Origin of the sequence: Mucilaginibacter pankratovii, from assembly GCF_014773265.1 — a bacterium.
GTDB classification, from domain to species: Bacteria; Bacteroidota; Bacteroidia; order Sphingobacteriales; family Sphingobacteriaceae; genus Mucilaginibacter; species Mucilaginibacter pankratovii.
Genome location: NZ_JACWMY010000011.1, coordinates 184,342 through 197,973 on the forward strand (window position 1 = coordinate 184,342; position 13,632 = coordinate 197,973).

Genomic DNA, 13,632 nt, shown 5'->3' on the forward strand with positions numbered 1-13,632 from the left:
CCCCACGCGGCAGGTCTGCGCATGCAAAGCTGTTCAGCATGTTGGCTACTTGTATGATGGGGTCCTGAAACAAGTTCAGGATGACGGATACTATTATTTGGAACTCCTCCCCCTAAAATATCAGCACCAGCGTACCCGCAATGATGAGCACCGCGCCCGATGCGGATTTTACGGTTAGCGGCTCGCCCAGGAATATTACCGACAGAATAATGGCTATGGCTACGCTCAGCTTATCTACCGGTGCCACCTGCGATACCTTGCCCAATTGCAGGGCCTTGAAATAAAAGATCCATGACAGGCCTGTTGCAAAACCCGAGAGCACCAGGAACGTCCAGTTGAGCCGGGTCAAACCGCCTATGCCATTACCCGCACCTTTTACCAGCACAATTGCCCAGGCAATAAGCAGTATCACTACCGTACGGACGGCGGTAGCGAGGTCGGTATCAACTCCTTTTATTCCAATTTTTGCGAAGATGGCCGTAAGGGCCGCAAACAGTGCTGATAGTAAAGCGTATATCCACCACATATTGTTGAGTTTTAGTGTAAATCAGGCGTATCAAGCACAAAATTAAAGGCCAATCCTGTTTTAAAATTGAGGAAATTATTTGCGTTAAAAGAAAAATTATCTCATTTTTTTCACCTAAATATCATCAAATCTCCACAATAAAATGGATTTATGGCACGATATGCTTATCTTCATCGTTTTAACCCAATATGAAGAAAACCGATTTTGTTTATTCGACTGAGTCTGAACCTCACCGCATCCGTACAAAAAAGATTTTAAAGCAGTTTCCTGATCTTAGGAAACTGATAGGTAAAAACCCGAATACGATCTTTGCTATCATCGGCCTGGTAGCCTTCCAGGTAATACTGGCCTGGTTGCTGCGCGATCAGTCGTGGTGGTTGGTAGTAGGCGCGGCTTACTTACTGGGTGCCTTTGCAGATCATGCTTTATTTGTAATGATACACGAGTGTACTCATCAATTACTCTTTAAAAACCGCAACGCCAACCGCTTTGCATCTATGTTTGCCAACTTGCCGCAAATATTGCCAAGCGCTATTTCGTTCGAAAAATACCACATTAAGCACCATTCCTTCCAGGGTGTGCACGAGCTGGATGCCGATCTACCTAACCGCTGGGAAGCTAAATTAATCAGCAATTCCTTTTTTGGAAAAGCTTTGTGGCTGCTGTTTTTCCCGGTATTCCAACTGTTTCGCTTATCACGTTTACGCGAGATCCATCCGTTTGATGGCTGGATAGTAACCAACTTTTTGATACAGGTAGTATTTACCACCGCCATTGTTTATTTCATGGGCGCGCATTCACTGGTATTTTTGCTGCTAAGCTTCTCGTTTTCGGTTGGCTTGCACCCACTGGGAGCCCGCTGGATACAGGAACACTACCTTACCCACAGCGTTGAGCAGGAAACGTATAGCTACTATGGCCCGCTAAATACAGTGGCTTTTAACGTAGGTTTCCATAACGAACACCACGATTTCCCTTCTATCCCCTGGAATAAGTTACCGGAGATCAAAAAAACAGCTCCGGAGTTTTACGATACATTGTATTACCATACCTCGTGGACCAAGCTATTCTTCCAATTTTTGTTCGACAGGGAGATCTCGCTGTTCAACCGTATCCTGCGCCGCGACCGTGGCCGCGTAGCTATTACCGATGTAAGTAAACCGGATATTGAAATGACCCAGGCTACAAAAACCGAAGCGGTTGCCTAAGTGATATAACCCCTATTTAAAGCCGCCTTATAAACAGGCGGCTTTTTTGTACGCTTTAGGGCCGCACATTTACAATAAGCAGCATAATTTTGCGATATTTGCGCTACTTGTTAAATAATTACAGCTTTTACTGCAAAGTTGATAATATATGAAGCGAACGGATGTTATTAATGCATATAAAGAGATGAGCCGTCGCCGAAAATTAAATATCCTGATCCCCATTGTAGTGCTGATGTTTATCGGCGCTTATGCCAAGCATCGCCTTATCGACCGCAAAAAGCAGGCAGAGAGCAATTTGCAGGATAAAGTAATGGACGAAACCTCGGGCATAGCCGCCTCTACCCTCAACAAGGGCATTTATTACGTACACAACGATAGCGGCGATACCAGCCGTTTCTTCGCCATAACACCCGATGGCAAACTGCACACTACTATTTACTATAAAGGGCATAAGCAGCATCTCGGCGCTATTGATGTAGAAGATATTGATGTTGGGCCGGGCCCTATACCAGGCAAAAGCTATGTATACGTTGGTGACATTGGCGATAACGGCGCCGATCGTAAATTCATCACCGTTTATCGCGCCGAAGAAAAAAAGAACTGGGGCAGGGATAGCCTGGCCAACACCGTACCGGTACCCATTAACCTGAAATACCCCGACGGTGCAAAGGATGCCGAAACCATGATGATAGACCCCATTGAAAAACTCATCTACATTGTTACCAAACGTTACGATACCGTTGGCGTGTACACCTACCCGCTAAAATACCGCAACGATGATACGGTAACCATGACCTTTAGGACCAAGCTATACTTTAAGGGCATAAAACCTTTTAAATGGATAACAGCCGGCGATATTTCTAAAGACGGATCGAAAATATTATTGAAGAGCTACGAAAAGGTTTACTACTGGCAGCGCCAGCCAAACGAACCGGCCTGGCGGGCCATGCAGCGCCCCCCGCGCGAACTGCCTTATAAGCAGGAAAAACAAGGCGAGGCCATTGGTTTTACGCCCGATGGTAAGGGCTATTATACCACCAGCGAAGGCGTGTTTGCCCCCATTTATTATTACCAAACGCCCAACTGATCAGCGGCTGGTTTTTACCGCGCCAGAGTAATCATTGATATAATCCCTCGGCGATTTCCCCGCGATGTTTTTAAATACGTAGTTAAAGTTGGTAATGCTGCTAAAGCCGCAACTGTAAGCCACATCAGCAATATTGTTAAGGCTGCCGTTCACCAGCATTTTGCAGGCCTCATTCACCCTCACCTTATTTACAAAGGCAATGAAGGTAGTGCGTGTATGCTTTTTAAAATAGCGGCAAAAAGCGTTGGGGGTTAAATGGGCCAGCCGGGCAACTTCATCCAGCGTAAGTGCGCTGCTGTAGTTGTGCATAATATAGTTATATACAGATGCGATACGCGCGCCTTCCGGGTCGGTCATGGAGTAGGTGTAACTTTCGGATGAGAGGGGCTGCAGGCCATCGGTAGTGCTCATCGCGTTCAGCAGATCTATCAGCAGGGCCAGTTGTGCCGCGCCGGTACTATGTTGGATTTTTGCGATGGATACCGAAAAAGCTTCAGTTTCCCTTTCCGGAATTTTAAACCCGTTTTGCCACTGTGAAAAAAAGCTTTGTACAGCCTGCATTTCGGGCAGGTTGAAAAGCGCGGCCAGCTTGCCGTTGGGGTTAAAAAATACGCTGATGGCGCGTACCTGCTTTTGGCTGCCCTCCGCAAAATAATCCGGGCTGCTTTTAAATAAATGCGGCTGGTTGGCTCCCATTACAAACACCTCGCCCCCGGTAAACACATGCATGTTATTGCCCGCCAGCAGCGTACCCTCCCCCTCCTGTATCCAGGTAACCTGTACTTCGGCATGGCGGTGCAGGTGCGGGTAAAAATGGGGCAACACCTCCTCCTGCACAATAATGGTTTGCCCATGGGGCACCGGTATGGTAAATGGGAGGACTTTCAAGCGGTGAGTGGTGAATAGTGATTGGGTGAGTAGTTTTATTAATTATACCTGTTAGGCGAAAATAGGTCAATCCCGGCGGATACCTGCTTTTCATTCAATATTTCCTCAACCAGTTTGCCGGTTGCGGGTGCGAGGCTCAGGCCCATCATACCATGCCCGGTTGCAACGGTGAGGTTACTGTATTTAGCAGATTGGCCAATGTATGGCAAACCATCCGGCGAGCATGGACGGAAACCGTACCAGATCTCTTTTACCTGCGGCGTAGCCGGTTTAAACCCGGGGAAGTATTTTGGGATAGATTCCACGATGCCCGCCACGCGGTTCATGTTTATTTGATCGTTTACCTTACCAATTTCCATGGTGCCCCCAAAACGGATGCTGCCGTTCATGGGTGTTACCGATACCCTGGCTTCGCAAAGCAGTGCAGGGATGCTCATCCGTTTCTGCGGTTCATCTATCATAAAAGAGTAGCCTTTACCCGGCATCAGCGGCACATTTAAGCCGGCCAGCTTTGCAATGGCCGGCGACCAGGCACCACCCGCAATAACGTATTTATCTGCTTTAAAGCTTTTATCATTACTGCTCACAGAGATCACTTTGCCGCTATCCCGCTCGATATCGGTAACCGGCGTGTTTCGGTGGATCTTCACGCCCGCAGCTTCCAGGTATTTTACCAGCCCGACTATTAACTTGTTAGGATAAAGGTGCGCATCACAATGGTAATGCACGGCACCCAATACGTCTACATCAATTTCGGGCTGCAAAGCGCGGACCTCATCGGCGGTCAGGTTTTGTGCGTCCAGTCCTAATGCCCTTGCTTTTTGGGCGGTGTGGTGTTCCTCTTCCTCAAACTTAGCGGTTTTATAAAGCATCAGTATGCCTTTATCTTCCAGTCCGAAGTTAAAGCCTGCCTCGTTATCAAATTCCTTGTAAAGCGTTTTGCTGAGCAGGGATAGATCGCGCAGCGCAACGGCAGAGCGCTCCACATGCTTTTTATTGGCAGCTTTTAAAAATTTAAGTCCCCAGCCAATCAGCTCCGGGTTTAAAGACGGTTTTACATAGAACGGGCTCTTGCTGTCAAACATCCAGCGGATGCCCTGCTCTATCATGCCCGGCGCAGCCAGCGGTATAAAATGACTGGGCACGATCATGCCCGCATTGCCGAAGGACGCATTGTCGCTCAGGTCGCCCTGCTCTAAAATTTCTACTTCCCAGCCCGCCTTGTGAAGGTAATACGCCGAAAACAGCCCTATTATTCCTCCGCCTATGATTGTTGATTTCATTAGCCCCCTAACCCCCTAAAGGGGAAATTTTTGTTTTATGTTATTGAATTTTATTAAAGTTTGTCATTGCGAGCGAAGCGCGGCAACCTCATAGGATATTTCGCGAATTCGCAAAGCAACGGTGCTTGTCCTATGAGGTTGCCACGGCTCCCATTCGCGCAGGCCTCCCATGAGCCTCGCAATGACATAGTTTTAACGTTGCGTAAACTCTTCCCCTATATCACCTGAAAACCAAACGCGTACGGGTCATCCTCATCATCAATTTTGATGGTGTTGTAGCCATATACTTTTGCCCAGCCTTCTATGCCCGGGATAATGGCAGCTTTGCCGCCAAGGGTTACTTCATCCTCTACCGTGCCGATGAACTGGCTGCCGATAATACTTTCGTGGATAAATTGATCTCCTTTTTTGAGTTTGCCCTTAGCGTGCCATTGCGCCATCCGCGCCGATGTACCCGTACCGCATGGCGATCGGTCTATCGCCTTGTCGCCATAAAAAACGGCGTTGCGGGCGGTTGCCTCCTGCGAAATGGTTTTACCTGCCCACAGGATATGCGTACAGGTGTTGATGGTCGGGTTTTCCGGATGCACGAAGGTATATTTTTCGTTGATCCTTGTCCGCAATACCCTGCTCCAGGAGATAAGCTGATCGGCGGTGTAATTTTCCAGCCCACTAAAGTTCTCCTGCGGATCTACAATGGCGTAGAAATTACCACCGTAGGCCACATCAACGGTTAGTATCCCCAAGTCAGGGCATTCCACCTCCAACCCTTCCGAATCGAGATAAGAAGCCACGTTCACCAGCTTTACCGATTTTACTTTGCCGCCTACCTGTTTGTAGGAGATCAGCACCAGTCCGGCAGGTGCCTCCATGCGGATGATGCCGGGCGTTTTGGGGGTGATCAACCCTTCTTCCACAGCGATGGTGATAGTACCGATGGTGCCATGCCCGCACATGGGCAGGCAGCCGCTGGTTTCAATAAACAGTACAGCCACATCGTTTGCCGGATCGTGAGGCGGGTATAAGATACTGCCGCTCATCATATCGTGCCCGCGCGGCTCAAACATTAAACCCTTGCGGATCCAGTCGTACTCCTTTAAAAAATGCTGGCGTTTCTCGCTCATGTTGGCACCCGTTAAATTAGGGCCGCCACCGGCAACCAGCCTCACCGGGTTACCGCAAGTATGCGCGTCGATACAGAAGAATGTTTTGGTCATGTTGTTTAGTGAGTGGTGAGTGGTTGAATGGTGAGTAGTTTCAAAGCGGCAAACCTATATTAAACCACTCACTATTCTCCACTCACTATTTTCTACTCCATTCATTATTAAATAAGCGCCAGATGCCAAGCGGGTTCTCATCCTTCAATGCATCGGGCAATAGATCATTATCCCAGTTTTGCCAGGCCACGGGGCGTACAAAACGCTTAATAGCGCCCGTACCTACCGAAGTAAACCTGCTATCGGATGTTGCCGGGAAGGGACCACCATGCTGCATGGCGTTGCCTACCTCCACGCCTGTCGGCGGGCCGTTCAATATCACGCGGCCGGCCAGGTTAGAGAGCTTATCGATGATCGGCTTATATAAGGCAAGTTCCTCTCTTTCGGCCATGATGGTAGCGGTTAGCTGGCCATGTAAATAACCAACAACCTCTTCCAATTGCGCCATATCATCTGCCACGATGAGCATACTATAGGGGCCAAACACCTCCTCTTTAAACTTATCATCCGCCAGGAAATCGGCAGCAGAAATTTCGCTCACCACGGCCAGTGCCTGGTTTTGGTTTTCGGTATTCAGCTTATCCGCTTTGCCAACAATATTAACCGCTTCATTGCCCAGCCTTTCTTTAGACAGTTTTTGGTAATTGCTGCAGATACCCGCCGTAAGCATAGTAGCCGAAGCAACGTTAGCAATGCCAGCTCCAAGCGCTGTTTTAAACCTGTCCAACCCTTCGGACTTTACTGCTAACAACAGACCCGGGTTTGTACAAAATTGCCCGGCACTCATGGTGACAGATTCGCTGTAGGTTTTAGCCAGTTCTTCGGCGCGGTTTTCCAGTGCCTGCGGCAACAAAATTACCGGGTTGGTACTGCCCATTTCGGCAAATACCGGGATAGGCTCATCACGTTCGCGTGCCATTTTCACCAGCGCCATGCCGCCCTTAAGCGAGCCGGTAAAGGTTACTATTTTTGTTTTGGGATGCTTTACCAATGCTTCGCCAACGGCGTAACCATCATCAAATAAATGTGAGAAAACACCATCGGGCAGGCCGTGTTTTTGGGCGGCCTGCATAATTACCTCGGCAACCAGTGCACTTGCACCGGGATGCGCCGGGTGCGCCTTAACTACCACAGGGCAACCCGCAGCCAATGCCGATACAGTATCGCCACCGGCAACCGAGAACGCCATGGGGAAGTTGCTTGCGCCAAACACCACCGCCGGGCCAACAGGCACCAGCATCTTACGGATATCCACGCGCGGCAAAGGCGTTCTATCAGGAATTGCCGTATCGATCACAGCATCCACCCAACTGCCTTCTTCCAGCAGGTTGGCGTACATATTCAGCTGACCGGTTGTTCTGCCCCGCTCGCCCGTTAAACGGGGAATAGGCAGGCCGCTTTCAGCCGCGCAACGGTTGAGCAGTTCATCGCCCAGGGCGGTGATGCCTTCGGCAATGCTGCGTAAAAAGGCGGCCTTTGTTTTGGCATCGGTATGGCGGTACACGGCAAACGCTTTATCTGCCAGTTGCATGGCAGCATCTGCATCGGTAGTAGTGGCTACGTGAAAATCGCCGGCCAGTTCGGTGTCGCTTGCAGGGCTCATCGCCCTGAAGCTTTTACCGGTTGGGGGTATTAACGCGTATCCTATTATATTTTGAGTGTTCATGTAGTAGTTTTTACCCCACCTTGTCATTTCGAATCCCTTACGCGGTGGGTGGCGCGCAAAGGCAAGGGTGAGAAATCTTCTGGGCCTTGCAAGACCGACATGCGAGGTTACTGCATTGTCGCAATGCATACCGCAGAAGATTTCTCCTCACGCCCCGCTCCGTCCCCCCGCTTCGATTCGTCGAAATGACATACGGGAGAGGTGTGCAAAGCGTCCGTATGTTAACTAACCCCGGTTACATCCACTTCCGCTTCCACCTCTACACCCCAGCTACCTGCAGGCAATTCAGGACGATGTTCTACGGCGTGCTTAATGATGCCCAGGATCCTGTCGCGCTCATCGCCGGTAATTTTCAGGCGGGGAAGGCGTACGGTTTCGGTACCCAGGCCGGTAACGCTTTCGGCAAGCTTAATGTATTGTACCAGTTTTGGGTGGATGTCAAGCTCCAGCACGGGTAAAAACCAGCGGTAAATAGCTAGTGCCTCTTTCATGCGCTCGGCCTTGGCCAAACGGTAAACAGCAACGGTTTCCTTCGGGAAGGCATCAACCAAACCGGCGATCCAGCCATCGGCGCCCATAAAAAGGCTTTCGAGGGCCAGCGTGTCCACACCTGTCATGAGGGCAAACCTGTTGCCAAAACGGTTGATCATGCGGGTAACATTGCTTACATCGCGGGTAGATTCCTTCACCGCCTGGATGTTTTTGTATTGCGCAAGTTCCTCAAACATATCCAACGTAACCTCTATCTTATAATCAAAAGGATTGTTATAGATCATGATTGGAAGGTGCGTGCTTTGGGCCACATCGGCAAAGTATTTTACGGTTTCCCCGTCATCTGCCTTGTAACGCAGCGGCGGCAGCATCATCAGGGCATCGGCGCCATACTTTTCCGCGTTTTTTGCGCAAAGCAATGCGGCCTTAGTGGTTTGCTCCGCGATGTTCAGCACCACATAAGCGCGTTTGGCAACAACCTTTACGGTATGCTCCAGCAGGGCAATTTTTTCATCGTCTGTTAACACGCTTGCTTCGCCGAGCGAACCACCGATAACGATGCCATTTACACCTGCTTCTAATTGTGCCTCGATGTTTTTATCGAATGCATCAAAATCTAATTCGTCGTTTTCGGTAAACTTCGTCGTTACCGCCGGGAATACCCCTTTCCATACTATGCTCATATATCAACTTTTTTATTAAATTCTCAAACTACGTCATTGCGAGGCACGAAGCAATCTCCAGACTATGCATGAGCGCCTTGCATGGCCTCTTGTCCTGCGTAGAGATTGCTTCGTTCCTCGCAATGACGCTTATTTATTATTATTGCTATTGTTATCCTTTACTTCACCCTCACCAACGTCACCCCGTGCGGTGCAACGCTTGCTTTAAAATCGCCTGCGCCTTTAGTTATGTTTTCCTGTTTCCATACATTACGGATGGTTTTATAAGCACCGGCCGTTTCGCTGTTCAGTGTAATGGTTTGATACTTATCCGATAAGTTGAACAAACCTATCGCCCGGCTGCCATCCTTCATCTCTTTTACCCAAATTTGGTAATTATCGCCTTTTACGGCCTGTTTGGCGGCTTTGCCCAAAGCATCCTGATCAATGGCTAATACCTCGCTATTGGTCAGCAAATTCAGCGTGAACTTATCCAATGCGCCCATGTCGCAGCCTATCAGCAAAGGCACCGCCTGCAGGCTCCAGAGGCTGATGTGGGTGTATTGCTCATCGGCACTAAGGTGTGTATTGTGCAGGCTTGGGCCCCAGCCAACTTTGCCCACCACCAGCATATCGGGGTCGTTAAAGTGCCCGGGCTGCGCAAAGGGAACGGCAGCTACCTGGTTAAACCCAATTTCCGACATGCTTCTCCATGTATCCTGTATATCGCCTGTGGTACGCCAGCTATTGCCGCCTGTTTCGGCACCCCACTCCCATACTTTGCCCCAGCCGTACTGGCAAAAGCTCAGCATAATATCGCGGTTAACCTTATCCAGCGACGCGCGGATCACCTGGTAGGGTTTCTTCAGATCATCAAGTTTTGGTTCCTTTGGCGATACTTCGCTGTAGGAGCACCAATCGTATTTTAAATAGTCAATGCCCCAATCACCGTAAGTTTTGGCGTCCTGGTCTTCGTGCTGCCAGCTGCCCAAATAACCGCCGCAGGTTGTTGGGCCGGGCGATGAGTAGATGCCCATTTTCAATCCCAGGCTGTGTACGTAAGTAGTAAGCCCTTTCATGTCCGGGAATTTGCTGTTAGCAGCTATTTCGCCGTTTGGCAGGCGCTTATCAATTTCCCATCCGTCATCTATATTCACATAGTTCCAGCCGTAGGAGGCCAGTTTTTCTATCATGGTTTTGGCGGCGGTACGCACGCGGCCATCATCCACACTTAAACCAAAGGCGTTCCAGCTGTTCCAGCCTAAAGCAGGGGTTAAACCTATTTTATTACCAATGCTAATGGTAAATTGCTTTGTGTCCGAGCCAACAGCATTCTTTACTGTAAAAGTTACCGGGTAATCGCCTTTTTTACCAACCGAACCGGTAATAACACCGGTTGCGGCATCCAGCGATAAGCCTTTTGGCAAACCAACCGCTTTATACGTAAGCGGCTTTTGCCCCGTGGCCGGGATAAGGTACAGGAAAGGGTTACCCGGCCTTGCACCATAAACTTCGGGCCCATTAATTTTTGCCTGTGCCGATGGGGCGGGTGTAAGAATATAAGGCGTGCTTTCTGTTTTAGAAATTTTAGTACCCGAAAGGCTATCAGTAAAAACGTAGCTCAGCTGGTACGATTTCCGCTCGATAGCGGCAGCGCTGAATGTATAGGTAAACGGCTTGCCGCCGGTAAAGGCAGCCTTGTTTGTTTTCTCGTAAAGCACGGTGCCGGTTTCCGGGTCGGTTACTTTAAAATCCAGTTTGCCTTTATAGTTATAGTTGTTTCCTTTGGAGATGAGTTTGATGGATTTGCCAACCGCGTTTTTTGCGCCGTACACAAAATCCGCATCGGTGTTGATGGAAACATAATCCATAATATCATTCATGCTAATGCTGAACTTGTCGCCATAAAGCCCGCCGTCGCCGCCGGTATCAAATATGCGGATGGCGATAACGTTCTCTTTATCCCACAAAATTGCGGGGTTGTTTGTGGCCAGCATGTAATGCCGCGGGCCGTAGTTTGATACCTTGATATCGCTGCCGCCTTTGGCTATCAGCTTACCGTTGAGGTATAGCTCGTCGTTATCGTCTACATTCTGCAGATCTATACGGAGGCTGTCCTTAAGGTAAGAACTGTTTTTTAGCGATGCAGGGATAATTACATGCAGCCTATACCAGCCAAAGCCGTTATAATAATCGTGCCCCTGGCGTTCCCATGGCTTGCTCACGTCTATGGCCTGCCATTGGCTGTCGCCGAAAGTGGTCGCACTGTAAGCGGTGCTGTCGCCGGCCTTAAATTTCCAGCCGGTAGCAAGTGAAACCTGCGCATGGGCCCTTGCGAAACAGGTCAGCAGCAATAAAATGGTCAATATCTTTTTCATCTGATAGGGATTTGGTTATCGGCTGATAATATCGACATAATTTACCTGTTCCGGGAACCAAACCATCATTTCGCCTTTGCCACGGTTTGCCCATGCATAATACGGTATAGCGGTAAGTGTTTTATTTTCTGTACTTACGGTTTGCTTAGCGGTATCTACATTGATGGCCTTTACTTCCGCTTTTAAAATGGTAACCCCGTTCAACAATTCGGGCTCATACTGCGTGGTAAACACTGTGTTTTTGGGGATGATGATGTTTGTAGCCTTGCCCCCATTATCTTTCCACTCGGCCGCGTACATCAACGGGCCGCGCTGCAGGGCAACCCTACCGGCATCATCCGGCAGTTTTTCGCTGGCCATTACGCGCTGTACATCCATGGGCAGGATCATCTCTACCTTGTCGCCTTTTTTCCATTTCTTGCTGATCACGGCATAACCATGCTCCAACAAGTATTCTACCGGCTTGCCGTTCACTTTAATTTCTACTTTTTTATTCAGAGGCTGCTGGTAGCTATACAGATCTGATGGTACAGCCTGGTTTTGTGCCCAGCCCGGTATACGGATCTTCAGGTTCATTTCCATGGCCGATGCCGGGTTGATGGTGAATGCCAGGCCGCCATCCCATGGGTAATTATTTTGCTGCGTTATTTGCAGCGCTTTGTTATTCACCTTTAAATTGCCGGTGCCGCTGATGAACAGGTTCACGAAAACATCCTTGCCGTTTTGGGCATAGATATAACCCGGGATAGAAGGCATCAGCCGGGCAATATTGGTTGGGCAGCAGGAACAAACAAACCAGCCCGCGCGTTCGCGTTCAATATCCGGGTGGTTAAAATGATCCTGGATCTGCATGGCGTTGGTATAAAAGAAGGATTTTCCATCCAGCCCAACGCCGGAGATGAGGCCGTTATATAAAACCTTCTCCAGCACGTCGATATATTTAGAATCGCCGTGTAGCAAAAACATCCGTTGGTTCCAGAAAACGCTGCCTATGGCGGCGCAGGTTTCGTTATAGGCGGTAGTGTTTGGCAATTCGTAGTTGGCGCCAAAGCGCTCGCCATCGCCAACGGCGCCAATGCTGCCCTGCACATACATTTTTTTGCCTACCATGTTGTCCCATATCTTATCAATTGCCGCCAGGTATTCTTTATCGCCGGTTAGCGCGGCCACATCGGCCATGCCGGCGTAGAGGTACATGGCGCGTACGGCATGGCCCTCGGCTTCATCCTGGTTTATTACCGGTTTATCATCCTGGTAGTAAGTGCCGTTCTCCCAAACGTTTTTACTCTTGGGGTTGTAGGTTTTTTTGCCGCGCTGATCTATAAAGAATTTGGCCAGGTCCAGGTATTCTTTTTTGCCCGTAATGCGGTACAGGCGCACCAGGCCCATCTCCACAATTTCGTGCCCGGGTGCTACAGCACGTTTACCGGGGCCAAAGGTTTGTACCAGCAGATCGGCATTTTTTAGGGCGATGTTTAAAAAGTTGCGTTTGCCCGTAGCCATAAAATGGGCGGCGGCACCTTCGTACATGTGGCCGGCGTTGTAAAGTTCGTGGCTGTTCTCGCTCTCCTTTACCCAACGCTCGGGGCCCGCCCAGCCGCCCGGATGCAATGGATCGATAGTGCGGGAGGTGTATAGGTAGCCGTCTTTCTCCTGCGCTTTGCCTACAATGGTTATAAGCGAATCGAGGTAGGCATCCAGTTGTTTATCCGGGTGCACGGCAAGTGAGTATGATGCGCCCTCAATGGTTTTGTAGATGTCGGTATCATCAAATGGGTAGGTAGTGCAAAACTTACCCTTGCCCTCTGCAGCCATTTCAAAATTCTTTATTCTGCCGGTGCTTTTGCAGCGCTCGAACGATGCCGGGATGGTTACCGTACGGTTGGTTTCGATGCGCGACGTCCAGAATTTATCCGCCAGCGTTACTTTGGTAAAGGCAACAGGCTGTATTGGGTAATCCTGTTTTTGCGCATACGCGGATATGCTGCAGCAAACGAAAAGCACAAGGCAAAGCTTTTTCATGGGTAAAAGGAATTATTGATTAGCTAAATGTAAAGCTATTCAAAAGTAAATGAAAACAAGCTTCAGTTTTATTGATTTCTACCTAATAATAGCAAAATATTAACCTAAATTAAGCATACACAGTAGCATAGGGGATAATATATCAATAGAATACTTAAATATTAAAATATATAGTACTTTGTATTGCATAATACTATACAAAA

Annotated in this window: 10 protein-coding genes; 2 read left to right on the forward strand and 8 right to left on the reverse strand. The window is 49.0% G+C overall.

The window, feature by feature from the left end:
- Window positions 1-112 precede the first annotated feature (112 nt).
- On the reverse strand, window positions 113-526 hold the full coding sequence (locus tag IDJ77_RS20580; RefSeq protein WP_191190860.1) for an EamA family transporter: 414 nt from the start codon (window positions 524-526) through the stop codon (window positions 113-115).
- 188 nt (window positions 527-714) lie between these two features.
- Here IDJ77_RS20580 and IDJ77_RS20585 point away from each other — a divergent pair, with 188 nt between their 5' ends.
- Together IDJ77_RS20585 and IDJ77_RS20590 are read left to right on the forward strand one after the other, a co-directional pair.
- A complete protein-coding gene (locus IDJ77_RS20585) occupies window positions 715-1,734 on the forward strand; it encodes a fatty acid desaturase (protein ID WP_191190861.1) in 1,020 nt (339 codons plus the stop codon).
- A 148-nt stretch (window positions 1,735-1,882) separates the two neighbouring features.
- Window positions 1,883-2,821: a hypothetical protein gene (locus IDJ77_RS20590; RefSeq protein WP_191190862.1), complete on the forward strand. Its 939-nt coding sequence runs from the start codon at window positions 1,883-1,885 to the stop codon at window positions 2,819-2,821.
- On the opposite strand, the gene IDJ77_RS20595 is transcribed toward IDJ77_RS20590, so the two are convergent.
- The 7 genes from IDJ77_RS20595 to IDJ77_RS20625 all read right to left on the reverse strand — a co-directional run bounded on the left by IDJ77_RS20595 (window position 2,822) and on the right by IDJ77_RS20625 (window position 13,429).
- A complete protein-coding gene (locus IDJ77_RS20595; RefSeq protein WP_191190863.1) occupies window positions 2,822-3,709 on the reverse strand; it encodes an AraC family transcriptional regulator in 888 nt (295 codons plus the stop codon).
- A gap of 38 nt (window positions 3,710-3,747) precedes the next feature.
- Entirely contained in the window at window positions 3,748-4,992 is a 1,245-nt protein-coding gene (locus tag IDJ77_RS20600) for an NAD(P)/FAD-dependent oxidoreductase (RefSeq protein WP_191190864.1), read from the reverse strand.
- A gap of 215 nt (window positions 4,993-5,207) precedes the next feature.
- Entirely contained in the window at window positions 5,208-6,209 is a 1,002-nt protein-coding gene (locus IDJ77_RS20605) for a 4-hydroxyproline epimerase (RefSeq protein ID WP_191190865.1), read from the reverse strand.
- Between the two features lie 85 nt (window positions 6,210-6,294).
- Window positions 6,295-7,875 (reverse strand): aldehyde dehydrogenase (NADP(+)), encoded by a 1,581-nt coding sequence (locus tag IDJ77_RS20610; RefSeq protein WP_224751173.1) that lies wholly within the window; start codon window positions 7,873-7,875, stop codon window positions 6,295-6,297.
- Window positions 7,876-8,096: 221 nt separating this feature from the next.
- Entirely contained in the window at window positions 8,097-9,050 is a 954-nt protein-coding gene (locus IDJ77_RS20615; RefSeq protein WP_191190867.1) for a dihydrodipicolinate synthase family protein, read from the reverse strand.
- Between the two features lie 158 nt (window positions 9,051-9,208).
- Entirely contained in the window at window positions 9,209-11,407 is a 2,199-nt protein-coding gene (locus tag IDJ77_RS20620) for a putative Ig domain-containing protein (protein WP_191190868.1), read from the reverse strand.
- Between the two features lie 15 nt (window positions 11,408-11,422).
- The gene (locus IDJ77_RS20625) at window positions 11,423-13,429 is read right to left on the reverse strand and encodes a glycoside hydrolase family 127 protein (RefSeq protein ID WP_191190869.1); all 2,007 of its coding nucleotides are present in this window, start codon (window positions 13,427-13,429) and stop codon (window positions 11,423-11,425) included.
- Window positions 13,430-13,632 lie beyond the last annotated feature (203 nt).